The sequence below is a fragment of the Pseudomonas sp. NPDC078700 genome (assembly GCF_044542375.1).
Lineage (GTDB): Bacteria > Pseudomonadota > Gammaproteobacteria > Pseudomonadales > Pseudomonadaceae > Aquipseudomonas.
In genome coordinates this window covers 159,273-184,923 of record NZ_JBITUI010000005.1, presented here as the reverse complement: position 1 = coordinate 184,923, position 25,651 = coordinate 159,273, and the positions used below count along the sequence as shown (strand labels likewise).

Sequence of the window (25,651 nt, the reverse complement as noted above, 5' to 3'; positions counted from 1 at the left end):
TCAATAGTAGCGCAAAGCCTTAAATCGATTAGAGGCATGCATTAGTCAAACATTACCAGGTGCAAAAACTGCGACTATCTCGTCAATCACAGCCCGAACCCTGGCGGTATGCCGCAGGTCAGCATGCGTCACCAACCACACCTCATGAGGGTGCGGTCGAGTCAGCTCGGGCCAAACCCTGACCAGACCATCCATCTCCCCTTGGATCACCGGCAGTTCGCCTAAACCAATGCCGGCAACAACGGAACGACGCATCAGATAACTTGAGCTGACGTTGCAAACAATCCGCCCACGGGTCAGTGGTTCAGAAACCAAGGTCAGGTTCTTATTTCTTTGCAAATAAGGCCCGTAGACCACCAAGTCATGGCCATCAAACGCACTGCCTTGCACCGGTAAACCATTGCGTGCCACATAGGCCTGGGACGCAAACAGCCCGACCGGCCAACGCGCGATGCGTCTGGCAATAAGGTCGGGGTTTTCTGGGCGCATGTTACGCACGGCAATATCGGCCTGACGCTTAGACAGGCTTATCAATTGAGATGACGCATCCAGCTGGATCTGCACACCGGGATGAAGCTCGTGCACACGCGCAATCGCCGGGATCAAGAAGTCGATGGCCAGGGAATCGGTAGTACTGACCTTAACATTGCCAACCAATCGATCATCAAGCCCAAGGGCCTGACGCTCCAACTCCAGAGCGGCGCGCTCCATGTTCTCTACCGACTGCAACGCAGCCTCGCCGACGGTGGTCAGCACATAACCCTCGGAGGTGCGCAAAAATAGCGTTGCGCCTAACGCATGTTCCAATGTGTTGAGGCGGCGACCCACAGTCGCTTGATCAACCCCCAAGACCCTGGCTGCACCACGCAACGTCGACTCACGGCATACCGCCAGAAACACCCGCGCATCATCCCAATTCATATGCACTCCAGTTTGACGCCCGAGCCGCCTGCTCAACTTAAGTTGAGCGCAAATGCAAATATGCATTATAGCCGAGTGAAATTGCAGCATTATTGCATCATAAATCCTGGTTATCCTTGGCCTCAGGAAAACCTTTCAGGATATTTCATATGACGAGCTCATCGCCCACCACTGCCAGTCAGCGCAGTGCGATATGGCTGCCGATTTTTGCCGGACTCTGTGCCAGCCTTGTTGGCATTGGCTTAGCGCGCTTTGCCTACACCCCACTGATCCCGCCTTTGATTGAGGCACACTGGTTTAGCGCCAGTGATGTGATTTACCTCAGCGCCGCCAATCTGGTTGGCTACCTGATGGGGGCCTTGGCCGGACGACCACTGGCCAAGCTAGTGGGCAACAACCATGCGTTGCGCTTGATGATGCTGACGGTGGCTTTCTCATTCTTTGCCTGTGGCTTGCCCTTATCGATCAGTTGGTTCTTCGGCTGGCGCCTGCTTTCAGGGATTGCTGGCGGTGCGATTATGGTATTGGTCGCCGCGACGATCCTGCCTCAGGTTCCGGCCTCCCGCAAAGGCTTGGCCAGCGGCGCAATTTTTCTCGGGGCCGGTATCGGCATTGCCTGCTCGGGCACACTGGTACCACCATTGTTGAGCCTTGGCTTGCAAAACACCTGGTTCGGTCTGGGCGCACTGGCGCTGTTGCTGACAGCTATCAGTTGGCTCGCCTGGCCCGCAAACAGCCCGTCCATCGCAATCGCGGAGCCCCATGAGTCAGCAGGACAACGTGTTGACCGCCGCGTCTACCTGTTGTTTGCCCAATACGCACTCATGGCTGCCGGGCTTGTCCCAGCAATGGTGTTTTTGGTCGACTACGTGGCCCGTGGCATGGGAGAAGGCGCTCATGTTGGCGCGCTGATCTGGATCATGTACGGCCTAGGCGCAATTATCGGCCCTGTGACCTACGGCTTTCTGGCAGACAAGCTCGGTGCCAGCCTAAGTATTCGTCTGGTGTTAGCGGTACAGGCAATCACCCTGATTCTGTTGTCGGTTTCCAGTTCGTTCGCCGCACTTGCTGCACTGGCAGTAATTCTTGGCTCGTTCCCGCCGGGCATAGTGCCTCTGGCCTTAGCGCGAATTCATGAGCTGGTCGGTGACCACCAGCAACAGCAAATCACCTGGAGTCGCGCCACAGTTTCATTTGCCACCTTTCAGGCACTTGCCGGCTTTGCCTACTCGGCCATCTTCAATGCCAGTGGCGGCCAGCATGCGCTGATGTTCCTGATCGCCTGCGCAGCTATAGTCATCGCACTTATATTGGAACCCATCATGGCTTTCATCAGTCGCAAACAACATACGACCCAACCTTGCTGCACAGGAACTCCCTTATGACGCTTCCTACACAAATGACCCTGATTGAAATCACTGAACCCGGCGGACCTGAGGTTTTACAGCCTAAACAAACCGCAGTACCAACCCCAGGCGCAGGCGAACTACTGATCCGTGTCCACGCTGCCGGAGTGAATCGCCCCGATGTGATCCAGCGAGCAGGCAAATACCCAATGAAGCCTGGGATGAGTCCCTACCCCGGCCTGGAAGTTGCCGGCGAAGTTGTGGCCCTTGGCGACGGCGTCAGCAGCTTCAAGCTTGGCGATAAAGTCTGCGCGCTAACCAATGGCGGCGGCTATGCACAATACTGTGTCGCGCCAGCCGGACAAACCTTGCCGATACCTGACGGACTGGATTGGGTGCATGCGGCGGCGATTCCAGAGACCTTCTTCACGGTGTGGGCCAATGTATTTGAACTTGGCGCGGCTGCAAAAGGCCAGCGCGTGTTGATTCACGGTGGCACCAGCGGCATTGGCACCACGGCATTAATGCTTTGCCGTGAATTCGGCATCGAAGCATTCGCCACCGCCGGCAGTGAGGAAAAATGCGAGGCGATTCGCAAGCTCGGCGCAGAGCCAATCAACTACCGCGAGCAAGACTTTGCTCAGGTGGTTATGCAGAAAACTGACGACCAAGGCGTCAATGTCATTCTCGACATCATGGGCGGTTCTTACTTCAACGATAATATCAGCGCACTGGCGATGGATGGTCGCCTGGTGATGATTGGCTTCCTCGGCGGCGGCAAAGCCAAAGACGCCAACCTGATGGCGATTCTGGGCAAGCGTGCAGTCGTCACCGGATCATTATTGCGCCCGCGCACTGGCGATGAAAAAGCCGAGATCGCAAAGCAGCTACGCGAACAGGTCTGGCCCGCGTTATCTGCCGGGCGCTGCGCGCCGATCATCGATAAAGTCTACCCATTCACCGACGCAGCCAAGGCCCATCAGCGCATGGAAGACGGCGACCACATCGGCAAGATTGTGCTGACGGTGGATTGAGCGTTGCCACATTCATTTGCGCGGCTTAGCCCGCGCCGTGGGCTCTGCGATTAGCGGGTTGTCTGGCCAATAGTGTTTTGGGTAACGCCCCTTGAGGTCTTTTTTCACTTCAAGGTAGGTGTTTGCCCAAAAGCTCGCCAAGTCTTGCGTAACCTGTACCGGCCTGCGTGCAGGTGACAGCAGGTGCAGTTTGATTTCTTGTCGCCCGCCGGCCAACCGAGGGGTTTGCGCCAAACCGAACAACTCTTGCAAGCGCACCGCCAACACCGGCGGATGCTCTGAGTAATCAAGGCCAATGCGCGAGCCCGACGGTACTTCGAGGGTCTTAGGTGCCAGTTCATCAAGGCGTTGCGGCAACGGCCAGGCCAACAGGCTTTGCAGCATGCCATGCAAATCAAGCGTGGCGAAATGGCTGAGCCGGTTAACCTTGCCCAGGTAGGGTGCCAACCATTGTTCAAGGCTGGCCAGCAAGGCCTTATCTGAGACATCCGGCCACTCGCTGCTGCCCTGCCCTTGCAGATCCAAATTGCGCAGCAGATTAACCCGTGCTTGCCATTGCCGGTGCTCAGGTTTCCACGGCAGCAGCTCCAAGCCTTTACGCCGCACCAGCCCCACCAACGCATTGATCCGCGTTTGTTCATCCAGGTCCGGCAACGCTTGGCGTGACAACACCAGTTCGCCAACCTTGCGCTGACGCTCAGCGCGCAACACGCCCTCGCGCTCATCCCAATCAAGCACATCCGCGCTGCTAACCATCTCAGCTAAGGCACCCTCAAACAAGGCAGGGTCCAAATCAGCTGCCAAGTAGATGCGCTCTTCACGCTGGCCCTGACGACTGCCTAAATCAGCCACCACCAGCCATTGATGCTTCATCAACCCATCGGCTTCGCTGAACAAAGCTGCGCGACCATTGGCCAAGCGATATTCTGCCCCACCGGCGCGGCGCTGGCAGGCAATACGGTCCGGGTAGGCGCAGGCCAGCAGCGCACCCAACCACTGCGGATGCTCTGGGTTGTCCACCGCCGTGCTGGCTGCATGGCGTTTGAGGTAACCCATAAACTGGCGGGACAGTTGTTTGGCGCGCTGTACCGCACCTTGGCCACCGCGCGCGGCCCTGCTTTCGCCCGCCATCAGCGCGATACGGCTGTGCATATCCGCGCCAGCGCCGCGCAATATATCGCGCTCACCCAATAGCGCCGCCAGATCACAAGCCAGACTGGCCAGACCCAGCGCTTGGCCGCGCAATAACAAATGCGCGATACGCGGGTGGCTAGGCAACTCGGCCATCGCCTGACCGTGCGCCGTTAGGATACCGCGCTCATCCAGCGCGCCCAGACGCCGAAGTAGATCTTGAGCCTGAGTGAAAGCCGCCACCGGGGGTGGATCAAGCCAAGCCAGTTCATCGGGAGTGACGCCCCAGCGCGCTAATTGAAGGGCCAACCCGGCAAGATCAGCCTGCAAAATTTCTGCGCCACTGTAAGCAGGCAGCTGATCATGCTGAGACTGCGACCACAGCCGATAGCAAACACCGGGCTGCAAACGGCCCGCACGTCCAGCACGCTGGGTGGCTGAAGCGCGCGAAATGCGCTGGGTGTCCAAGCGTGTCATGGCGCTGCCCGGATCAAACCTTGGCACTCGCGCCAGACCGGCATCAACGACCACGCGCACACCGTCGATGGTCAAACTGGTTTCAGCGATATTGGTTGCCAAGACCACTTTGCGCTTGCCTTGCGGTGCAGGCTCAATGGCTGCTCGTTGGGCACTCAATTCAAGCTCACCGTGCAGCGGACACAAGAGCACATCAGCGCGATCAGACAAGGCGTCGGCCAACTGCTCATTCACCCGGCGAATCTCAGCCTGACCGGGCAAAAATATCAGCAAACTACCCGACTCATCCGCCAGCGCCTGAAGCACTGTTTGCACAACTTTAGGCTCAAGCCACTCGCCCGGTTGCTGCGGCTGGCCCCAGCGGATATCAACCGGGAACATACGCCCTTCGCTGGTCAGAACCGGCGCATCATCGAGCAACTGTGCAAGCCGCGGGCCTTCAAGCGTTGCCGACATCAACAAGACTTTCAACGCTGGCTCAGCGGAGTCTGGCCCACGAAACATTGCCCGGCCATTGAGGGTCAATGCCAAGGCTAGGTCAGCGTCTAGACTACGCTCATGGAATTCATCGAAGATCACCAGGCCAACGCCTTCCAACGCCGGATCATCCTGCAAGCGCCGGGCGAGAATCCCTTCAGTGACCACTTCAATCCGGGTTTTAGGGCCGACTTTGCTGTCCAGACGAATGCGATAGCCGACAGTTTCGCCAACCTTCTCGCCCAACTCGCTTGCCAGTCTCTGCGCAGCAGCTTGCGCGGCTAGCCTGCGCGGCTCAAGCATGATGATGCGCTGCCCCGCCAGCCAAGGCTGATCAAGTAATGCCAAAGGCACCCGTGTGGTTTTACCTGCCCCCGGGGGCGCTTCAAGCACAGCTTCATTGCGCGCAATCAGGGCATCGCAAAGTGCGGGTAAGAGGTGGTCTATCGGCAGCGAATTCATGCGTTCTCCAGTGCAGCAGATGATTATACCGGCGAACTGATTGAGCCTTGTACAGTCATTATTGAAGGCACTGTTTAAACACTCAGCAATACGGCTAACGCCTTGCTATAGTTGCGCCCCCACTCATCAGGAGAACTTAAATGCGTTCCTCAACTCGCCTCCTTGGCTGTGTACTTAGCGCCAGTTTACTCACTCAATTGAGCGCTTGCGGCACGCTGTTCTATCCTGATCGTCGCGGCCAGATTGAAGGCCATGTCGACCCGGTAATTGTTGCGCTGGATGCCATCGGCATTCTGTTTTACGTGCTGCCGGGCTTGATCGCCCTGGGTGTCGATTTCGCCACAGGGGCTATTTATCTGCCCGGCGGCCGAACCGCTCAGGTTGACCCTCAGGATTTGAAGAATCTGGTCGACAGCCAAGGTCAGGTCGATCGCGCCAAACTTAAAGCCTTGATCATGCAGCAAACTGGCAATAACCTGCCGCTGGATGACCCGCGAGTGATTGAACACCGAGGTGATCTGCAACAACTGGCCGCCTACGGCCTGCGTCCAGCTGCATAACCTGAAGCCATTACACCGTCCATTACGTCATACCTGATAGGTATTTATGAGTGTATTGCCACAGCATGCTCGACTGATGCGCCGGGCATCTACTGCCGCATTGGTTGTGGCTTTGTCGCTCGCACTGGCCAAAGCGATTGCGTGGTGGCTGAGCGGTTCGGTCAGCCTGCTTGCCGGTCTGACTGACTCCCTCCTCGACGGCGCAGCCTCGCTGCTCAATCTGATTGCCGTGCATTATTCGCTGCGCCCTGCCGATGATGATCACCGCTACGGCCACGGCAAAGCCGAAGCCCTCGCTGGATTGGGCCAAGCGTTGTTTATTGGTGCCAGTGCAGTATTGGTCGGAGTACAAGGGTTTGAACGCTTTCTCAACCCAGAGCCATTGACGGGTGAAGGCTTGGGCATCGCGGTGATGATTCTGTCTTTAGCCGTGACCCTCGCGCTGCTGATGTTTCAGCGCCATGTTGTGAAAGTCACCGGATCAACCGCCATTCATGCCGACTCACTGCACTACCGGTCGGACTTGATGCTTAACAGCAGCATCTTGCTGGCGTTATTACTGGCCAGCTTTGGCTGGCTGCAGGTTGATGCGATTTTCGCCATTGGCATTGCGTTCTACATTCTTTGGAGTGCAATCAGCATTGCCCGCGAAGCCGGTGCGGTATTGATGGACAAAGAGCTCTCGCCCGACGTGAGTGAGCACATGCATGCCCTGGCCTGCGCTGTTCCTGGGGTGCTGGGAGCGCACGATCTGCGCACACGGATTTCCGGCACCCGCTGGTTTGTTCAGTTGCACGCCGAATTGCCCGGCCATCTGAGCCTTGCTGCAGCCCATGCGCTGTGCGAGCAGGTTGAAGATGCAATCCGCAAAGAATACCCACGAGCCGAAGTGCTGGTGCACGCCGACCCGCTTGAAGTAGCGCCCACGGCGCAGCCGTAATTAACCGCGTGGTATGCGCACGACCTGGTAATAACCTTGTTTGCCATGCCACTGGTAATAGCTGCCCGCAGCCTGGTGATATTTCACGCCATGCACCCAAACTTGACGCGCACCACGTGGCAACTGCCTGACCGTCACCCCGTATGGCGGTGCAACCTGCACATAGCGGCCTGCTGCGGGCTTGTACCAACGCCCATTGGCAACATAATAATCACCATGGTTGTAGCGAACGCGCTGATGCGCCGCTGGCGGCCGTGCCATACCCGGCGCTCTCTTCTCAACTTTTACCACCTTGACCACTGGCGGCTTATCGCGGTGATACGGTTCGTGCTTTGGAGACGCCTGCACCAGAGGTGAAAGCCCCAGCAGAACTAGCACGCCAATTTCGACCCACTTAAATCGCTTGATCATCGCCATCACCTTTTGTTTGTCTGGTCTTTAGAATGGCTAAAGCCTGGTCAAAGCGGGGTCAAGGCTGAGTAAAGAGTCGGTAAATAAGAAACAGCCAACCACTAGAGTAAAAACTCTAATTATTTTAAGCTGGCCGTCCACCCTAATAACAACAATGCTATTTCCCTCGAGGACACACTAATGAGTCTATCGCCAAGCGCGGTGGCGCTACTCGGGCTGGTTGCCTGGACGCTGTTTCTGTTGATATTGATGGTTAACCAACGTGGCCTGTTGGTCCTCAGCGGCAGACTGGCGGTTAATGGTTTCTCTCCAGACGGCAGCAATACGCCGGGGGCATTTGGCCAACGCCTCGTGCGCGCGCATGCCAACTGCGTTGAAAACGTCCCATTGATGGCCGCCGTACTGCTGTACGCAATGGTGGTCAGCCAAACCAGCATCACCGATCCGCTGGCCGGTATGTTGCTGGCGGCGCGAATCTTTCAAAGCTGCGTGCACCTGCTCAGCACCTCAGCCTTGTTTGTTTGGCTGCGCTTTGCCGGCTTTCTCGTGCAGATCGGAATCACTGTGTGGTGGCTGCTGCGTCTAGCAGGGCTATTTTGAGCGTTAAGGCGGGTAACAAATTTCAGGTATAAAAAAAGCGCCGTTAGGCGCTTTTTAAATTGAAACAGAGTGATTGACTCTGCTTCTAAGATTCAACTCTTCTCGACAGCAAGAGCGAAAATGGTGGGTCGTGTGGGATTCGAACCTACGACCAATTGGTTAAAAGCCAACTGCTCTACCAACTGAGCTAACGACCCAAAAATGGTCGGGGTAGGGGGATTCGAACTCCCGACATCCTGCTCCCAAAGCAGGCGCGCTACCGGACTGCGCTATACCCCGATATTGAAAGTTTGGCTCCGCGACCAGGACTCGAACCTGGGACCCAATGATTAACAGTCATTTGCTCTACCGACTGAGCTATCGCGGAACTACATACCTTCAAGCCTCAAATAAGCGTCTAGACTTAAGTCCTTTCCCGTATCTGAGGCGCGCCATTTTACGGTTTACGGCCGGACTGTCAACCCCCTTTTTTGCTTTTATGACAATGCTTTGCATGGCAGCCAGCGACTGCTATATCTTCTATTAATAAAGCCGACGCAGGATGCAATGGCTGGAAGCACTTTTGCTAGGAAAGTACATGAGCAATCCAGGCCCACCGAAGGTTCACTCCGCATCAGGACACACGCTTGCCAGCCGCGGAATACAACCGCGCTTCGGCGACTTGGTGCAAAGTTGCAGGCAATTGGTAATGAACCGGCTGGCAGAGCACCTCATCGGTGTATTCGGCCAAGTCGACGACGCCTTATTTGAGTGCGCCGAAAAAGCTGAAAACAATCAGGTTCAAACGCTATTTTTTGACAATATGCGCGAGATACGCAGGCAGCGCCCGCAAATTGAGCGCGCCTACCATCAGAAGATAGCGCAAAATTTTTCCGATTTTCTTGATGGCAAACTCAAGCCCGCTGAAGCAATTAGCGATATGAAGGCCGATACGCTTAGCTTGTTGCAGAACGAAGAATATGAGGAAAGCCTGCAAGTGACCAATATGGTCAACCGGGTCAAGGCGCGCTGTGCTCAGCCGCTATTTGCCCTGGAGCAACGTTTGGCGCTGCTCAATAACGGCGTAAAACTGATGGAGGACAATAACCCCTTCGGCCCACAGATGATTGCCTCGGCGTTTCGTGACGCCTTGCAGCCCTGCCCTTTCCCGATGCGTATTAAAGTCATCCTCTATACATTGTTTGACCAGCATGTAATGAACAGCCTCGACAGCGTGTATGAAGGGCTGAACAAGCTTCTGATTGATGCCGACATCCTGCCAAATTTGAAGTACACAGCACCGCGCAACACCAACCCTGCGGGTAAAGCTGAAGGCACTCGAAGCGCAGATACTGCCTCACCCCATCAACATGCCCCCCAAGATGCCAGTGGCATCGGCTGGAATATGTCGGGCGTGGCACAGGGCTATCGACCACCGCCCGCAGCAGACGCACCGGTGCCGAGCGATCCTGTGGCACTGCTTAGCAGCCTGGCCTCACTGTTCAATGAACATCGCAGGTTCAGCCCAGACACTCCACTGCAAGGCAGCACGCGCAGTATCAGTAGTTTCGCCCCTGCCACAGCCACGCGGACTTACAGCGCCAATGAGCTGCTCGACGCCTTGAATCGAATGCAGCGCCAATCTGCAGATGATTTTGCCCAACGCCTGCATCAGCCACAGCAGGTCGACGGCCTGAAAGCAAACCTGCAAAACCAGCTCGAAGAGCACAGTAAGGCACCCGGGCAACAAAAGGTTGCGGACCAAGAGGCCGACATTATCGACCTGGTCGGCATGCTGTTTGATTTCATCCTTGATGACGACAACCTGCCAGACAATTGCAAAACTGCGTTGTCACACCTGCACACGCCCTACCTTAAAGTGGCGCTGCAAGATAAAGCACTCTTTACCCAACATCATCACCCCGCTCGCAAGCTGCTTAACAGCATGGCTCAGATGGGCGTGCTTTATGGCACCGAAGGTGATGAGCGTGGCCTATTGGCTAAAATGCACTGGGTCGTGGAGCGTGTCATCCATGGTTTCACCGGCGATTTGCAGCTATTCGACAACCTTCTCGAAGAGTTCAATGAGTTTGCTGCAACCTTCAAACACAAAGTTGATCTACGGGAACGCCGCGCGGTAGAAGCCGCCAAAGGTCGCGACAAGCTGCTCGGTGCTCGCCAACAAGCCGTCGAGGTCATCAACGCAGCACTGAACAACCGCCAGCCACCGGCGATAATTCGCAACTTTCTTGAGCTGACGTGGGCTGACGTCCTGGTCTTTGTACTGCTGCGTCATGGCGACTCAAGCGCAGAATGGTTGCGCTCATGTGAAATTGCCGAGCAGTTGGCTTGGAGCGGCACACGGCTTGATGAAGAAGAAGCAAGCCGCTTGCAAAGCATACGTGTGTCCATGCTTGAGGACTTGAGCAAAGGATTACAGTTGCTGGGTGGTTATCACGAGGACGGTATCCGCCGCCTGCTCCAGGACTTGGTAACGTGCCAGCACGCCGTGCAAGCCAATCAACCGCAAGTGGCCGCCAAGCTCAGCCCGCAGCTGCCGGAAAGCCAACTGGGTGCCATGCTCGGCGAAGATGCGGAACTTACCCGGCAAACGACACCGGTTTCCGCACTGTCGTCGCGCGCCCAAGCGTTAGCCAAAGAGCTCAGTCATATCGACTTCGACACCTGGTTTGAGTTTGTCACCGACGGCAAAACTCAACGCCTTAAGCTCTCATGGTTTAGCCCGACAACTCGTAATTACATGTTTGTGGATCACAGTGGACAGCGCGTTGCGATCAAACCCCTGGCCACTCTCGCCAGGGAAATGGAACAAGGACTCGCACGTATTGCCCCTATAGAGCGCAACACGCCACTGGTCGATCGCGCTTTGACTTCAATTTATCGTGTGCTGCAGCGCTTTACCGGGCGCGCAGCCGAACCAACCTAAGGAGCCCACATGGAGGATCGTCGTCAGCACAATCGGCTAAACACCGAACTGCAGCTGGAAGTCTTCGACTTGCATTCAGGACAACGCCTTGGCCGGATCGTAGATCTGTCCAGCGAGGGCTTCATGTTGTTCAGTGACACACCATTGGTGGCCGACGCCGTGAGTGAGTGCCGTATCGTCAGTGAACAATTGATTGATGGCATTGGCGAAGTGCAACTGGGTGCCGATTGTCTGTGGAGTCGCCCGGGCGCTGATGGCCAGCATTGCTGGGCGGGCTTCCATATTATTGATATCGCCGATGACCAGGCAGCCCTTCTGGAAGTCATACTTAAGCGCTTGTAAGGCGTGACAATGGTGGGTGAAAAAAGCGTCACCCACCCTACAAAAAAGCCCTGCAAATGCAGGGCTTAGGTCAACTCATCATATTAGCTAAAACTGATTTGGTCATCGACAACAGTACCGGTGACTTTGGTACCCGGCGTAAATTTGCCTGACAAAATCAACTGCGCCAACGGGTTTTCGATCCAGCGCTGCACTGCACGCTTAAGCGGCCGCGCACCGTACACGGGGTCGTAACCCACAGCGATTAGCTTGTCCATTGCCTCATCACTCAACTCAAGGCTCAGCTCACGCTCAGCCAGTCGCTCATGCAAGCGGCTCAATTGAATCTTAGCGATGCCGGCAATTTGATCACGCGCCAGCGGTTCAAACACCACCACTTCATCGATACGGTTGATGAATTCCGGACGGAAATGTGTCGTCACAGCATCCATTACCGCAGCGTGTTGCGCTTCGCGATCACCGACAAGTTCCTGAATCTGTGCAGACCCCAGGTTTGATGTCATCACCACGACCGTGTTTTTGAAATCCACGGTGCGGCCATGGCTATCTGTCAGCCGACCATCTTCCAGCACTTGCAGCAGCACGTTGAACACATCTGGATGAGCCTTCTCAACCTCGTCGAGCAGGATCACCGAGTAGGGTTTGCGCCGCACAGCTTCCGTCAGGTAGCCGCCTTCCTCGTAACCCACATAGCCCGGCGGTGCACCAATCAAGCGAGCAACAGAGTGTTTCTCCATAAACTCGGACATATCAATGCGCACCAACGCATCCTCGGTATCAAACAAGAACTCAGCCAGCGCCTTGCATAGCTCGGTTTTCCCCACCCCGGTTGGGCCAAGGAACAAGAACGAGCCACTTGGCCGGTTCGGGTCAGACAAGCCCGCACGCGAACGGCGCACTGCGTTAGAAACCGCAACCACTGCCTCATTTTGGCCGATCACCCGCTGATGCAGCAGATCTTCCATTTTGAGTAGTTTTTCGCGCTCACCTTCGAGCATTTTCGAAACGGGAATACCGGTCCATTTCGACACCACCTCGGCGATTTCTTCCTCAGTCACTTTGCTGCGCAACAACTGATTTTCTGTTTTTCCGTGCTGATCCACCATTTGCAGACTGCGTTCCAGATCCGGAATCACGCTGTATTGCAGCTTGGCCATGGCTTCAAGATCACTTTTGCGCCGAGCAGCCTCAAGCTCTTGGCGAGCCTGTTCAATTTTCTGCTGAATTTGCGCAGAGCCCTGAACCTCAGCTTTTTCCGACTTCCAGATGTCTTCCAGGTCAGCGTATTCGCGTTCCAGACGGACAATGTCTTCCTTTAGCTTTTCCAAGCGCTTGAGTGTTGCTTCATCGTCTTCTTTCTTCAGTGCTTCGCGTTCAACCTTAAGTTGAATCAAACGCCGCTCAAGGCGATCAAGCACCTCTGGCTTGGAGTCAATCTCCATACGAATACGGCTGGCCGCTTCGTCGATCAGGTCGATGGCCTTGTCAGGCAACTGCCGATCAGTAATGTAGCGATGGCTAAGCTTGGCCGCCGCGATAATTGCGCTGTCGGTAATCGCAACACGGTGATGGACCTCATAGCGCTCTTTCAACCCACGCAAAATTGCGATGGTGTCCTCTTCGCTAGGCTCATCAACCAGCACTTTTTGGAAGCGACGCTCAAGTGCAGCATCCTTCTCTATGTACTGGCGGTACTCATCGAGTGTGGTCGCACCCACGCAGTGCAACTCACCACGGGCCAGGGACGGCTTGAGCATATTGCCCGCATCCATCGCACCCTCGGCTTTACCCGCGCCGACCATGGTGTGCAGCTCATCAATAAACAGAATGACCCGGCCTTCCTGCTTGGCGAGTTCATTGAGTACGGCCTTCAGGCGTTCCTCAAACTCACCACGGAACTTGGCACCGGCAATCAGCGCGCCCATGTCGAGCGACAGCAGGCGCTTGTCTTTTAGACCATCAGGCACTTCGCCGTTGATGATCCGCTGGGCCAGACCCTCGGCGATGGCGGTTTTACCCACACCCGGCTCGCCAATTAACACTGGATTGTTTTTAGTCCGGCGCTGCAGCACTTGAATCGTGCGGCGAATTTCATCGTCACGACCGATTACAGGGTCAAGTTTGCCCTCTTCGGCACGTTTGGTCAGGTCGACGGTGTACTTGTCCAGCGCCTGACGCGACTCTTCGATATTAGGGTCGTTGACTGCATCACCACCGCGCAGGTTATTCACGGCATTTTCCAGCGCTTTTTTGCTAACGCCTTGGCCGAGCAATAACTTGCCGAGTTTGGTGTTGTCATCCAAAGCCGCCAGCAGCACCAGCTCACTGGAGATGAACTGATCGCCCTTCTGCTGCGACAGGCGGTCGGCCTGATTAAGCAGGCGCGCCAAGTCCTGCGACATGTTTACGTCGCCGGTTGGGTTTTGAATTTTACCGAGATGATCAAGCTCTTTGCTCAGCGCCTGACGCAAACTATTTACGTCAAAGCCAACCTGCATGAGCAGCGGTTTGATCGAGCCACCCTGCTGTTCGAGCAAGGCTTGCATCAAGTGCAGCGGCTCGATTGAGGCATGGTCAAGACCGACGGCCAAAGATTGGGCGTCGGACAATGCGAGTTGTAACTTACTGGTTAAACGGTCTATTCGCATGGCGTCATCCTTCCTTTAAAAAGCAGGTCGCGCTATGAATTGCGCTGATGAGCACTGACCCCCCTTGAACTGGGCTCAGTCACTCTCGGACAACCACACAAGCATTCCGCAACGGCTGGAATGCTCGAGGAGTTTTTTAACTAACCTGCTGAGATGGATAATAGATGAGGCTGTCAAGGCTGTTTTTCAAGTCAGCCTGACAAATACCCTTAGTCGGCCAGCCAGACCATCGAGGCGAAACGCCCGGTTCGAGCAGCTTGGCGATAGGAATAGAAGCGCGGATCACTGAAGGTGCAAAAACCGCCGCCATAAACGGCAGTTACGCCTCGTGCAGCCAAACGAATGCGCGCCAGCTGATAAATATCAGCCATAAAACGCCCGGCATTGCGACTCGGAATAAAGGCTTCAGCCGCTTGTGGCTGCTGACTGACAAAGGCTTCACGGACTTCCGGGCCAACTTCAAAGGCTTCAGGGCCGATTGCCGGGCCCAGCCACACCAGGGTTTCAGACGGCTCCAAGGCCAGTGCATCCAGCGTCGCTTCAAGCACGCCACTGGCCAAGCCACGCCACCCGGCATGCGCCGCCGCAACGCGAGTGCCAGCCTGGTCGCAAAACAGCACAGGCAGACAATCCGCAGTCATCACCGCGCAGGCGACACCGGGGGTTTCAGTCCAGCTGGCATCAGCCTCAACCACACGGCTGTTATCGGCTTCAGTCACCACAACCCCGTGAACCTGGCTCAGCCAGGCAGGCTGACAACCCACTTGGCTCATCAACCGTTGACGGTTTTTCGCCACCGCAACAGGGTCATCATCCACGTGCAGCCCTAGATTAAGGCTGGTGAAGGGCTCTGCGCTAATGCCGCCACTGCGGGTGGTCACACAGGCATTGACCCGCACCGGTGCGGGCCAGTCAGGAATCAACCAATCATGAGCAACACGTTTCACCCGATGAACGCCTCGCGGTCTTGTCGCAGCAAGGTCAGCAGCCAAACCAGGTCATCTGGCAGCGCCGACTCCCACTTCATGCGCTTGCCGGTAACGGGATGATCCAACTCCAGAAAACGCGCGTGCAGGGCTTGGCGCGGAAACTCTTTCAAGCTTTGTACCAAGGTCGGACTGGCCGCTGGAGGAATGCGGAACCGCCCGGCATAGACCGGATCACCGATCAGCGGGAAGCCAACATGGCTCATGTGCACACGAATCTGGTGGGTACGCCCGGTTTCCAGCTTGACCCGAGCATGGGTATGCGAACGGAATCGCTCAAGCACGCGGTAGTGGCTGATAGCTTGTTTACCACCATCGGTCACCGTCATGCGTTGACGCTGAGACGAGCTGCGGCCAATTGGCGCATCAATCTTGCCGCCAGCGGTAATGACCCCGATGACCACGCACTCATAAATTCGACTAACGGTACGTTTTTGCAATTGGTCGACCAATTGCGTCTGCGCCTGAATATTTTTTGCCACGACCATCAAGCCCGTGGTGTCTTTATCCAGACGGTGCACAATACCGGCACGCGGCACATTGACGATATCTGGAACATGGTGCAACAAAGCATTCAACAAGGTGCCATCGGCATGGCCGGCAGCTGGGTGGACCACCAAACCGGCAGGCTTGTTGATGACCAAAATATCGTCGTCTTCATAGACGATATCCAAGGCGATGTCCTGTGCAACCCATTCACCTTGGGCCTCTTGCTCAGCATTAAGCTCAAGCTGGGCGCCGCCATGAACGATATCGCGCGGGCGAATGACCTTGCCATCGACCGTCAGCAAGCCCTCTTTAATCCACGCAGTCAGGCGCGAACGCGAGTGCTCCGCAAAGAGTTGCGCGGCGATTTGGTCGAGGCGCTGACCGCCTAAATCGGTCGGTACTTCGGCACTTAATTGTATGGACTGCTTATTTATAGATGACATGCTCTGCAACGGCGGGGGCATAGCCTTTGGTTTCAGCTACGCGCTTGTGGTTAAATACGGCGTCTTTGCCCCCGGGAGTGCCAGGGGCGCCCATCATAACAGGACGGCTTTGTTCAAGACAGCCGCCGTCACAGGGACGCAAGCCGCCATGCAAGTGAAACACCTGCTGCTGATCGCCATTCTCGCCGTTACCGCCGCCTGCTCATCCAATGAAACTGTGGATGACAACCTCAGCGAGTCTGAGCTGTACCAGCAGGCACAAACGGATCTCGACAATAATAGCTACACCAGTGCGGTGGCTAAACTTAAGAGCCTGGAGTCGCGCTACCCGTTTGGCAATTATGCTGAACAAGCGCAACTTGAGCTGATTTACGCCTACTACAAAAATGCCGAGCCAGAAGCCGCGCGCTCTGCCGCTGAGCGTTTTATTCGCCTGCACCCACAGCACGCAAACGTTGACTATGCCTACTACATGAAAGGTTTAGCATCTTTTGACCAAGACCGCGGCCTGCTAGCACGCTTTCTGCCGCTGGACATGACTAAGCGCGACCCTGGCGCTGCACGCGACTCTTACAATGAGTTTGCACAGCTGACCAGCCGCTATCCAAACAGCCGCTATTCGCCAGATGCTAAGCAGCGCATGATTTACCTGCGCAACCTGCTGGCAGCCTATGAAATTCACGTGGCGCACTACTACATGAGCCGCCAGGCTTACGTGGCTGCTGCCAACCGTGGCCGCTATGTGGTGGAAAACTTCCAGGAAACCCCTGCAGTTGGCGACGCTCTGGCAGTCATGGTTGAGTCCTACCAGCACCTGACGCTCGACGAGCTGGCACAAAGCAGCTTAGAAACCCTGAAACTCAACTACCCAGACAACGCCAGCCTTGAAGATGGCAAGTTCGTGCCGCGGCGTCAGGATGATGACGACCGCACCTGGCTGAGTAAAGTCACTCTGGGCCTGATCGAAAACGACACCCCGCTACCACCGGGTGAGACTCGCGCCAGCCAAGACGTTATCCGTCAGTATGAAGAAGCTGAAGACGACATTCCTGATGAACTCAAAGATGTCGATCAACAGCTTGATGAAGCCGAGGGCAAAGACCGCTCATGGTTCAGCTACATGACTTTCGGCTTGTTCGACTGAATTTAAGCGATGCATGACTCAAAGGGAGGCCAACTAGGCCTCCCTTTTTTATGGCGCACCAGACAGCGCCAATAGAAGCCTCGTAAGGTGTGTCAACGCGAAGCTTGGGCAAATCATCCAATTTGTGTGACCAAAATGATGGCCGAAACAAGGCCTCAACCAGTCAACAGCTGTAGCGACCCAGCAGAAGCGTGACATAACGACTGTGCCGCAGGCTCGTGCTTGGTTAAACTGCTGCCATTAACTAAGAAGAGTCTGTTATGGGCCTATTTCGCCTGCTATTTCTACTGGCAATTATCGCAATGGTTTACTGGCTATGGCGGCGCTTTATCCAAGCCAAGCACGCCGCTAAACCGGTAAAACCGGCTAAGCCAGAACCCATGGTGCGCTGCGCGAACTGTGGTGTACACCTCCCCCGCGAGCATGCGCTGGCGAGTGGACCGCAATGGTTTTGCAGCACTGCACATTTAAAGCAAGGCCCAAACCAAGGTGGCCAATGATATTTTGGCCCTGGGCGGCACTCAGGGCATACGCATTCTCAAGCTGTATCACCTCTACAGGCTGATCATAGGCCTGCTGCTGGTCCTGCTGATTTCCAGCGAAATGGATGTACAGCTGCTGGACATGACCCATGCCAATCTGTTCCGTAACATCAGCTGGTTTTACCTGATATTCAACGTACTGGTGACGCTCGCGGTGCAGCAGCCAAAGCGCTCTGTGCAGATTGTCAGCCTGGCAATGGTCGACGTTATCCTGTTGTCATCCCTGTTCTATGCAGCGGGCGGCACCCCCAGCGGTATTGGCAACCTGCTGATAATCGCAGTCGCCATTTCCAATATCTTGCTGCGCGGTCGCATCGGTATTTTTATTGCCGCAACCGCTGCGGTCGGCATGATCTACCTGACCTTCTACCTGAGCCTCAGTCGCCCCGCCGCCGCCAGCCAATATATTCAGGCCGGAGCCCTTGGCGTACTGTGCTTCGCCGCAGCACTTTTCGTTCAGGGCGTAACTCGTCGCCTGTATGACAGTGAAAAGCTAGCCAGTGAGCGCGCCGCTGACGTTGCCAGCCTTGAAACCCTGAACGCCTTGATTATTGAAAGAATGCGCACTGGCATTCTGGTATTGGACAGCATGCATCGGGTATTGCTGGCCAACCACGGCGCATTGGCCTTACTCGGCAGTGATGGTTTAGCCGGCAAGATTCTTGACCCGCACACCCCCGAACTGGTTAAACGCTTGCAGCAGTGGCGACAAAATCCAGCCATGCGCCCCGCCAGCCTCCAGGCCTCTGCCGACGGCCCAATAGTGCAGCCAAGCTTTATTGCCCTGCAACGGGGCCAGCAACGCCATATTTTGGTGTTCCTGGATGATATTTCGCAGATAGCTCAACAAGCCCAGCAACTCAAACTCGCCTCTCTTGGCCGGCTGACTGCTGGCATTGCCCACGAAATCCGCAACCCCTTGGGTGCAATCAGCCACGCCGCACAGTTGCTTCAGGAGTCTGAAGACCTGCCGCCACCCGACCAGCGCTTGGCCCAAATCATTCACGATCACTCGCGACGCATGAACCTGGTGATTGAAAACGTTTTGCAGCTTTCACGCAGGCGTCAAGCTGAGCCCCAGCTACTGGACCTCAAATACTGGCTGCACCGCTTTGCCAGCGAGTTCCGCAGCACCATGCCTGCGAATCAAAAACTGCACCTCGACACTCAGGTAGGCACCCTGCAAACCCGGATGGACCCCAACCAACTCACGCAAGTGCTGACCAATCTGGTCGAAAATGGCTTGCGCTATAGCGCGCAAAAGAACCCCCATGGGCAGGTTTGGTTGCAACTGTTCCGCGAGACTGAGCGCGACCTTGCGGTACTGGAAATTCTTGACGATGGCCCGGGCGTTGCTCCTGAGCAGCATCAAAATATCTTTGAGCCTTTCTTCACTACAGAAGTCAAAGGCACCGGCTTGGGCCTGTATATTTCCCGTGAGCTGTGCGAAAGCAACCAGGCACACCTTGACTATAAACTCCGCGAAGAGGGCGGCAGCTGCTTCCGCATCACCTTCGCCCACGCCAGCAAACTGAGCTTACAATGACCCGCCAGAGAGCCCTGATCGTCGACGATGAGCCGGATATCCGCGAACTTCTAGAAATTACTCTGGGCCGGATGAAGCTCGATACACGCTGTGCACGCAATGTTAAAGAAGCGCGCGAATGGCTTGCCAAAGAGCCCTTCGACTTATGCCTGACAGACATGCGCCTACCCGACGGCACGGGTATGGACTTGGTGCAATACATCGCCCAACGCCACCCGCAAATGCCCGTCGCCATGATCACCGCCTACGGCAGCCTTGATACCGCGATCAATGCACTCAAATCCGGTGCCTTCGACTTTCTGACCAAGCCAGTCGACCTCGGCCGTCTACGCGAGCTGGTCTCTACGGCCCTGCGCATTCAGGCGGCGGACGGTAAAGAACTGCCCGTAGACAGCCGCCTGCTGGGCGATTCCCCGCCAATGCGCACCCTGCGCAAACAGATCCATAAACTGGCGCGCAGCCAGGCTCCGGTCTACATCAGCGGCGAATCAGGCAGCGGTAAAGAGCTTGTCGCCCGACTCATTCATGAGCAAGGCCCACGCAGCGAGCAACCTTTTGTGCCAGTGAACTGCGGCGCAATTCCTTCTGAGCTAATGGAAAGTGAGTTTTTCGGGCACAAGAAAGGCAGCTTCACAGGCGCGGTAGAAGACAAACAAGGGCTGTTTCAGGCGGCAAATGGCGGCACCCTGTTTCTCGATGAGGTCGCCGACTTGCCGCTGGCCATGCAGGTCAAACTGCTACGGGCCATTCAGGAAAAGGCCGTGCGCACCGTAGGCGGCCAGCATGAAGCGGTGGTTGATGTACGCATACTTTGCGCAACCCACAAGGACCTGAGTGCCGAAGTGGCCGCCGAACGCTTCCGCCAGGACTTGTTCTACCGGCTCAACGTCATTGAGCTCAGGGTCCCGGCCTTGCGCGAGCGCCGTGAAGATATCGCAGAGCTTGCAGATGTCATGCTCAAACGCCTGTCCAATGACGGCGGATCAAGCGCTGCAGTGTTACAGCCCGACGCATTAGAAAAGCTCAAGAGCTACCGCTTCCCCGGCAACGTTCGCGAGCTTGAAAACATGCTTGAGCGCGCCTACACCCTTTGTGAGAACGATCAAATCACCTCGGCAGACCTGCGCCTTGCAGATGCAGGCGCGGCGTCCGAACAAGGCGAAACAAGCTTGGCGCAAATCGATAATCTGGAAGACTATCTGGAAAACATCGAGCGCAAACTCATTGTTCAAGCCCTCGAAGAAACCCGCTGGAACCGCACAGCAGCGGCGCAACGACTCGGCCTTAGCTTTCGCTCAATGCGCTACCGACTGAAAAAACTGGGCATCGATTAATCAACCCTCCATGCCCAGCAACACCGGCTAAAGGGTGAACTGACTGCTGCATCAGCCAGAAGCTGCGGTCTGCGGCGGGACATGAACCCGCCCGGGCAGGGGCGTACTGGCAAAGCCGAAAAGACTGCGGCTGCGCCATAATTTCGCACACGCTTGTCTACTGATCGCAAAAGCAGTGGCTTTTCACGTTATAATTGCCGGTTTTACGGGCCGGCTGTCGTTCGCCCGCCCGCAACCGCATTCAGTCAGGCAATCACCCATGACCACTCAGGCCGCCGAAGTCGCGAAACGTCGCACGTTCGCCATTATTTCTCACCCCGACGCCGGTAAAACCACCATTACCGAAAAACTGCTGCTGATGGGTAAAGCCATTGCAGTGGCGGGCACCGTTAAATCGCGAAAATCCGACCGCCATGCAACCTCCGACTGGATGGAAATGGAGAAGCAGCGTGGGATCTCGATTACCACCTCGGTGATGCAGTTCCCTTACCGCGAGCACATGATCAACCTGCTCGACACCCCGGGCCACGAAGACTTCTCGGAAGATACCTACCGCACGCTTACCGCCGTGGACAGCGCCTTGATGGTGCTTGATGGCGGTAAAGGTGTTGAGCCACGAACCATTGCATTGATGGATGTGTGCCGTCTGCGCGACACGCCTATTGTCAGCTTCGTCAACAAACTCGACCGTGACATTCGTGACCCCATCGAATTGCTCGACGAAATTGAAGCGGTACTCAAGATCAAAGCCGCGCCTATCACCTGGCCGATTGGCTGCTACCGTGATTTCAAAGGGGTTTATCACCTCAGCGAAGACTACATCATCGTTTACACCGCAGGTCACGGCCACGAACGTACTGAAACCAAGATCATCAAAAATCTGGATTCAGACGAAGCGCGCGCGCACCTCGGCGATGAGTACGACCGCTTTGTTGAGCAACTTGAGCTGGTACAAGGCGCCTGCCACGAGTTCAACCAAGAAGAATTCCTCAGCGGCCAGCTGACCCCGGTATTTTTCGGCACGGCCTTAGGTAACTTCGGGGTTGATCACGTCCTCGACGCCGTCGTTGACTGGGCACCCAAGCCGTTGCCCCGTGCAGCTCACGAACGAGTGATCGAACCGACTGAAGAAAAATTCAGCGGCTTCGTCTTCAAAATCCAAGCGAACATGGACCCCAAACACCGCGACCGCATTGCCTTTATGCGTATCTGCTCTGGCAAGTACGAAAAAGGCATGAAGATGCGTCACGCACGCTTGGGCAAAGACGTTCGCGTACCGGATGCCCTGACCTTCTTCTCCTCCGAGCGTGAACAACTGGAAGAAGCCTACGCGGGCGACATCATCGGCCTGCATAACCACGGCACCATCCAGATTGGCGACACCTTCACCGAAGGCGAATCCATCGGCTTTACCGGTATTCCCCACTTCGCCCCGGAACTGTTCCGTCGCGTGCGCCTTAAAGACCCTCTCAAATCCAAGCAACTGCGTCAGGGTTTGCAGGAACTGGCCGAAGAAGGCGCAACCCAAGTGTTCTTCCCTGAGCGCAGCAATGACATCATCCTCGGCGCCGTCGGCGTGCTGCAGTTTGACGTGGTCGCCAGCCGCTTGAAAGGTGAATACAAGGTTGAATGCGCGTATGAGCCAATCACTGTCTGGTCGGCGCGCTGGATCGAGTGCAGTGATAAGAAAAAGCTCGAGGAATTCAAGAACAAGGCCCTGGAAAACCTCGCCATCGATGGCGGCGGCCACCTCACCTACCTGGCACCAACGCGCGTCAACCTGGCGCTGATGGAAGAGCGCTGGCCGGATATCAAATTCCGCGCCACTCGCGAACACCACTAACAGGTTGAAGCAAAGGCCCGACGCCTGACTGTGGTGGGTGATATTTTTCACCCACCATCGCGCTCGTGAATACTCAGGCTATTTGCATGAACCACCAAGCGCGCCACTCTTGGCTGCTTGGCTTATGCCTCAACTGGCTGGGCAAAAATGATCACGCCAATCCCGATCAAGACCGCGAGCGCGAATAGCACGGCTCGCGCCTTGTGACCTTTGCGCCAAGACAGCATCGTGGCTTGCAGGGACTGCAGGGTGTAATAGGCCACAAACATTTTCGATGCGTAGGTGATGATCTCGTAAATATTGGCAAACCAAGTGATGCCAATGGCCACCAACGCCGTGAGCAAATTACCGATACGCACCGGAAACCGACGCCCCGATGCTTCCGCCAGCAAGCCTCCCGCACCATTCATATCAGCCACCGCGGCAGAGAGTTGCGACGACAATGCAGTGAGAATCAATAAAGGGCCAATCAAGATACCGATCGGCTTGAGCAAATCAATAATCGCCGTCTCACCGCCCTGCTTAGGCAAACCGTCACTGAATTGACCGGTGATTAGCAGCATGAAAACCAGGTAAATTGCCGTGGCGATCCACTGCGCCCAACGCATGCTGCGCACACGAACGCCTGCACTGTATTTTGAGCCCAGGTAGCGCGATGTTTCGAAGCCCTGGACCAGCACCACCAGCCCCAGCAGTACCGTTAAAGACTGCAAACCTTGATCGTGATGCTTGACCGCCCAGACCAGCTCCCCCGCCTGCCATTGCTGATAATTAGCCAAGGCCAGCGTCACCAACAGACCGCCTATAAGGGTCATCTTCAGCGATACGACCCATACTTCAAGGCGTTCCAAACCAGCCAGGCCGCGCAACGTGCCAAGCAAGCCAATAGCGGCTATAACCACCGTTGAAAGGACGCGAATCCACAGGGTGTCGAGGATATCGCCCATGCGTAAGCCAAACGCAGCAAACAGGTTGAGGTAGTAGGCCACCGAGACAAAATAGGCCAACGCCAAAGCGAGTTCAGAGAGGCGCTCCAACCAAATATGATAGGCCGCCGGCTCATCATCCAGATGCGGCTCCAGATGCACGATGTTGTAGCGAATCGACGCACCAAACCAATACGCCATTACACACAACCCCAGCATCGCCAGCCAGGCCCAAGCTCCTGCTGCATGGGCAAGGATGGGCCCTGCCACCAAGAATCCTGAACCGATAATCGACGCCAGCGGAGTGACCGTGGCCCGCCACATATTGGCGCGTACCAGCCGTGGGTAAAAAAACACGCCTGCAAAAACCAAACAGGAGGCGACCAACACGACATTCGGCGTCAGATTCATAGGCTTACTCAAGGTAAAACAGAAATGAAGTCCACCCAAAAGCGCAATGAAGGGCCTAGCGGGTAAAACATCGCGTCTAGCATGACAACAGTGGATGCGCCGAACGTTAATCAGGCTAGACCATGGGGCATCATATGGCGATGTATGGCAAAATATTACAACAAGCTCAGTAACGAGCTTGCCTGACCTCTTCCTATTGCGGTCCAGCTACTTATGCCCAGCGACTCTGAACCTCAGAAAAAACTAACTGCGCGTCAACGCTTTCGTGCCAGACGTCGATACCTGCGGGTCTTTCGGCAGCGATTGGCATTCTGGGTCGGTGCGCTTTTGGTGGGGCTGGTTGCACTGGCATTTGCTTGGCTGGCAGATGAGGCCAATGTCTATTTCCAGAAGATGCTCAACCACAGCAGTTACTGGCCTTGGCTGGTCACCCCGCTCGGTTTCGCAGCACTGGCATGGGCGACCCAGGGCTGGTTCAGCAACGCAAAGGGCAGTGGTATTCCGCAAGTTATTGCCACCCTTGAACGCCCCTCAAGCCGTTTCCGTAACCGGGTGTTATCGCTACCGATTGCTGCAGTCAAAATGGTGCTGTCTGTGGCAGGCCTGCTGGTTGGCGCATCGATTGGTCGCGAAGGCCCAACAGTGCATGTTGGTGCGGCACTGATGTACACCTTTGGCCGTCGCCTCGGATTGCAGGCACGCAGTGCAGGCTCTGGACTGATCATTGCCGGGGGCGCAGCAGGTATCGCCGCGGCCTTCAACACGCCGCTTGCCGGGGTGGTTTTCGCAATCGAAGAACTCAGCCACCGTTTCGAACAAAGCCTCAACGGTCTGGTGCTGACGGCCGTATTGATCGGCGGCATGGTGACCCTTGGCTTGATGGGGCACTACAGCTACTTCGGTCAACTCAGTGCGGAATTACCCCTGAGCCGCGACTGGCTTGCCGTGTTGGTTTGCGGCGTGGTCGGCGGCCTTGCCGGGGGGCTTTATTGCCGACTGGTATTACCCGCCAAGCTCGGCCCCTTGGCACTTATGGCTGCTTGGCGAGCGAAGCATCCGGTGATTTTCGCGGGTATTTGCGGGCTGATCATGGCACTGCTCGGGCTAATCTCCGGGCAGCATATTTTCGGCACAGGCTACGCCGAAACCCGGGCGATTCTGGAAGGCCAACCGGTTACAGATGGCAGCTTTATCATCTGGAAATTCCTCGCCAACGTAGTTTCGTATTTAGCCGGTATCCCAGGCGGGCTGTTTTCGCCCTCACTGGCCGTAGGTGCCAGCATTGCGCCCTGGATCACCGACTGGATTCCCGGTATTGGCTTGCAGGCCGCGGGCTTGATCGGGATGGCGGCGTACCTTGCGGGTGTTACCCGCACACCACTGACCGCCACAGTCATCACCATCGAACTCTCACACAGTCAGGATATGGCGTTGCCAATTTTGGCCGCGAGCCTGTTGGCCAGTGCTATATCAGGACGCATCTCGCCAGTACCGCTTTACCGCGCATTAGCCTTGCAAGTGCTGGATGTTGAGCGTGAATCCATTGCCAGCAAGCGCAGTAAAAGACAGCAGGAAAGCGCTGACGCAGCGGCCAGGGTGCAAGCAGAGCAGGTAGAACAAGCTCCCGAGTCAGGCAAACCTGGGCAATCGTAGTGGCAACGCAAAGCTTGGCCACCATTGCGCACGTAAATACCCCGAATGTTCACAACCGC

The 25,651-nt window shown here is 56.0% G+C and carries 20 protein-coding genes and 3 tRNA genes; 13 read left to right on the top strand and 10 right to left on the bottom strand.

Going from position 1 to position 25,651, the window contains the following annotated elements; translation table 11 throughout:
• Positions 1 to 45: 45 nt before the first annotated feature.
• Entirely contained in the window at positions 46 to 921 is an 876-nt protein-coding gene (locus tag ACIGCM_RS18295; protein ID WP_397503481.1) for a LysR family transcriptional regulator, read from the bottom strand.
• A gap of 149 nt (positions 922 to 1,070) precedes the next feature.
• On the opposite strand from ACIGCM_RS18295, the gene ACIGCM_RS18290 reads away from it, so the two are divergent.
• Together ACIGCM_RS18290 and ACIGCM_RS18285 are read left to right on the top strand one after the other, a co-directional pair.
• Positions 1,071 to 2,306, top strand: a complete 1,236-nt coding sequence (locus ACIGCM_RS18290; protein ID WP_397503480.1) for a YbfB/YjiJ family MFS transporter — start codon at positions 1,071 to 1,073, stop codon at positions 2,304 to 2,306.
• Positions 2,303 to 3,301 carry an NAD(P)H-quinone oxidoreductase gene (locus ACIGCM_RS18285; RefSeq protein ID WP_397503479.1) on the top strand — a complete coding sequence of 333 codons (999 nt, stop codon included), beginning with the start codon at positions 2,303 to 2,305 and terminating at the stop codon, positions 3,299 to 3,301. Before ACIGCM_RS18290 ends, ACIGCM_RS18285 begins: the two co-directional genes overlap by 4 nt.
• Before the next feature lie 12 nt (positions 3,302 to 3,313).
• On the opposite strand, the gene hrpB is transcribed toward ACIGCM_RS18285, so the two are convergent.
• Entirely contained in the window at positions 3,314 to 5,848 is a 2,535-nt protein-coding gene (gene hrpB, locus ACIGCM_RS18280) for an ATP-dependent helicase HrpB (protein ID WP_397503478.1), read from the bottom strand.
• Positions 5,849 to 5,988: 140 nt separating this feature from the next.
• Here hrpB and ACIGCM_RS18275 point away from each other — a divergent pair, with 140 nt between their 5' ends.
• Together ACIGCM_RS18275 and ACIGCM_RS18270 are read left to right on the top strand one after the other, a co-directional pair.
• On the top strand, positions 5,989 to 6,408 hold the full coding sequence (locus ACIGCM_RS18275) for a polyribonucleotide nucleotidyltransferase (protein WP_397503477.1): 420 nt from the start codon (positions 5,989 to 5,991) through the stop codon (positions 6,406 to 6,408).
• 46 nt (positions 6,409 to 6,454) lie between these two features.
• On the top strand, positions 6,455 to 7,348 hold the full coding sequence (locus tag ACIGCM_RS18270) for a cation diffusion facilitator family transporter (protein WP_397503476.1): 894 nt from the start codon (positions 6,455 to 6,457) through the stop codon (positions 7,346 to 7,348).
• On the opposite strand, the gene ACIGCM_RS18265 is transcribed toward ACIGCM_RS18270, so the two are convergent.
• Positions 7,349 to 7,759, bottom strand: a complete 411-nt coding sequence (locus tag ACIGCM_RS18265) for a DUF6515 family protein (RefSeq protein WP_397503475.1) — start codon at positions 7,757 to 7,759, stop codon at positions 7,349 to 7,351. It abuts the gene before it with no gap.
• A 180-nt stretch (positions 7,760 to 7,939) separates the two neighbouring features.
• On the opposite strand from ACIGCM_RS18265, the gene ACIGCM_RS18260 reads away from it, so the two are divergent.
• Positions 7,940 to 8,359 carry an MAPEG family protein gene (locus ACIGCM_RS18260; RefSeq protein ID WP_397503474.1) on the top strand — a complete coding sequence of 140 codons (420 nt, stop codon included), beginning with the start codon at positions 7,940 to 7,942 and terminating at the stop codon, positions 8,357 to 8,359.
• A 121-nt stretch (positions 8,360 to 8,480) separates the two neighbouring features.
• Here ACIGCM_RS18260 and ACIGCM_RS18255 read toward each other — a convergent pair.
• The 3 genes from ACIGCM_RS18255 to ACIGCM_RS18245 all read right to left on the bottom strand — a co-directional run bounded on the left by ACIGCM_RS18255 (position 8,481) and on the right by ACIGCM_RS18245 (position 8,726).
• A tRNA-Lys gene (locus ACIGCM_RS18255) sits at positions 8,481 to 8,556 on the bottom strand.
• A gap of 5 nt (positions 8,557 to 8,561) precedes the next feature.
• Positions 8,562 to 8,638, bottom strand: a tRNA-Pro gene (locus tag ACIGCM_RS18250).
• A gap of 12 nt (positions 8,639 to 8,650) precedes the next feature.
• Positions 8,651 to 8,726, bottom strand: a tRNA-Asn gene (locus ACIGCM_RS18245).
• 210 nt (positions 8,727 to 8,936) lie between these two features.
• Between ACIGCM_RS18245 and ACIGCM_RS18240 the strand changes: the two genes are divergently transcribed.
• Together ACIGCM_RS18240 and ACIGCM_RS18235 are read left to right on the top strand one after the other, a co-directional pair.
• Complete coding sequence (locus ACIGCM_RS18240; protein ID WP_397503473.1) at positions 8,937 to 11,285, top strand: DUF1631 domain-containing protein; 2,349 nt, start codon at positions 8,937 to 8,939, stop codon at positions 11,283 to 11,285.
• A gap of 9 nt (positions 11,286 to 11,294) precedes the next feature.
• A complete protein-coding gene (locus ACIGCM_RS18235) occupies positions 11,295 to 11,627 on the top strand; it encodes a PilZ domain-containing protein (RefSeq protein WP_397503472.1) in 333 nt (110 codons plus the stop codon).
• A gap of 83 nt (positions 11,628 to 11,710) precedes the next feature.
• Here the strand turns inward: ACIGCM_RS18235 and clpB are convergent, their stop codons facing one another.
• From clpB to rluD, 3 genes are all read right to left on the bottom strand, one after another.
• Positions 11,711 to 14,275 carry an ATP-dependent chaperone ClpB gene (clpB, locus tag ACIGCM_RS18230; protein WP_397503471.1) on the bottom strand — a complete coding sequence of 855 codons (2,565 nt, stop codon included), beginning with the start codon at positions 14,273 to 14,275 and terminating at the stop codon, positions 11,711 to 11,713.
• Between the two features lie 209 nt (positions 14,276 to 14,484).
• On the bottom strand, positions 14,485 to 15,222 hold the full coding sequence (gene pgeF / locus ACIGCM_RS18225) for a peptidoglycan editing factor PgeF (RefSeq protein ID WP_397503470.1): 738 nt from the start codon (positions 15,220 to 15,222) through the stop codon (positions 14,485 to 14,487).
• On the bottom strand, positions 15,219 to 16,193 hold the full coding sequence (gene rluD, locus ACIGCM_RS18220) for a 23S rRNA pseudouridine(1911/1915/1917) synthase RluD (protein WP_397503469.1): 975 nt from the start codon (positions 16,191 to 16,193) through the stop codon (positions 15,219 to 15,221). The genes pgeF and rluD overlap by 4 nt, the downstream gene beginning before the upstream one ends.
• Before the next feature lie 148 nt (positions 16,194 to 16,341).
• On the opposite strand from rluD, the gene ACIGCM_RS18215 reads away from it, so the two are divergent.
• The 5 genes from ACIGCM_RS18215 (at position 16,342) to ACIGCM_RS18195 (ending at position 22,602) form a co-directional block, all read left to right on the top strand.
• Positions 16,342 to 17,337: an outer membrane protein assembly factor BamD gene (locus ACIGCM_RS18215; RefSeq protein ID WP_397503468.1), complete on the top strand. Its 996-nt coding sequence runs from the start codon at positions 16,342 to 16,344 to the stop codon at positions 17,335 to 17,337.
• A 260-nt stretch (positions 17,338 to 17,597) separates the two neighbouring features.
• Positions 17,598 to 17,837 (top strand): PP0621 family protein, encoded by a 240-nt coding sequence (locus ACIGCM_RS18210; RefSeq protein ID WP_397503467.1) that lies wholly within the window; start codon positions 17,598 to 17,600, stop codon positions 17,835 to 17,837.
• Positions 17,827 to 19,425 (top strand): nitrogen regulation protein NR(II), encoded by a 1,599-nt coding sequence (locus tag ACIGCM_RS18205; RefSeq protein WP_397503466.1) that lies wholly within the window; start codon positions 17,827 to 17,829, stop codon positions 19,423 to 19,425. Before ACIGCM_RS18210 ends, ACIGCM_RS18205 begins: the two co-directional genes overlap by 11 nt.
• Entirely contained in the window at positions 19,422 to 20,759 is a 1,338-nt protein-coding gene (locus tag ACIGCM_RS18200) for a sigma-54-dependent transcriptional regulator (RefSeq protein ID WP_397503465.1), read from the top strand. Before ACIGCM_RS18205 ends, ACIGCM_RS18200 begins: the two co-directional genes overlap by 4 nt.
• A 259-nt stretch (positions 20,760 to 21,018) precedes the next feature.
• On the top strand, positions 21,019 to 22,602 hold the full coding sequence (locus ACIGCM_RS18195) for a peptide chain release factor 3 (protein ID WP_397503464.1): 1,584 nt from the start codon (positions 21,019 to 21,021) through the stop codon (positions 22,600 to 22,602).
• Positions 22,603 to 22,724: 122 nt separating this feature from the next.
• Here ACIGCM_RS18195 and ACIGCM_RS18190 read toward each other — a convergent pair whose 3' ends face one another.
• The gene (locus ACIGCM_RS18190) at positions 22,725 to 23,939 is read right to left on the bottom strand and encodes a hypothetical protein (RefSeq protein WP_397503463.1); all 1,215 of its coding nucleotides are present in this window, start codon (positions 23,937 to 23,939) and stop codon (positions 22,725 to 22,727) included.
• 213 nt (positions 23,940 to 24,152) lie between these two features.
• Between ACIGCM_RS18190 and ACIGCM_RS18185 the strand changes: the two genes are divergently transcribed.
• Positions 24,153 to 25,592 carry a chloride channel protein gene (locus ACIGCM_RS18185; RefSeq protein WP_397503462.1) on the top strand — a complete coding sequence of 480 codons (1,440 nt, stop codon included), beginning with the start codon at positions 24,153 to 24,155 and terminating at the stop codon, positions 25,590 to 25,592.
• Positions 25,593 to 25,651 lie beyond the last annotated feature (59 nt).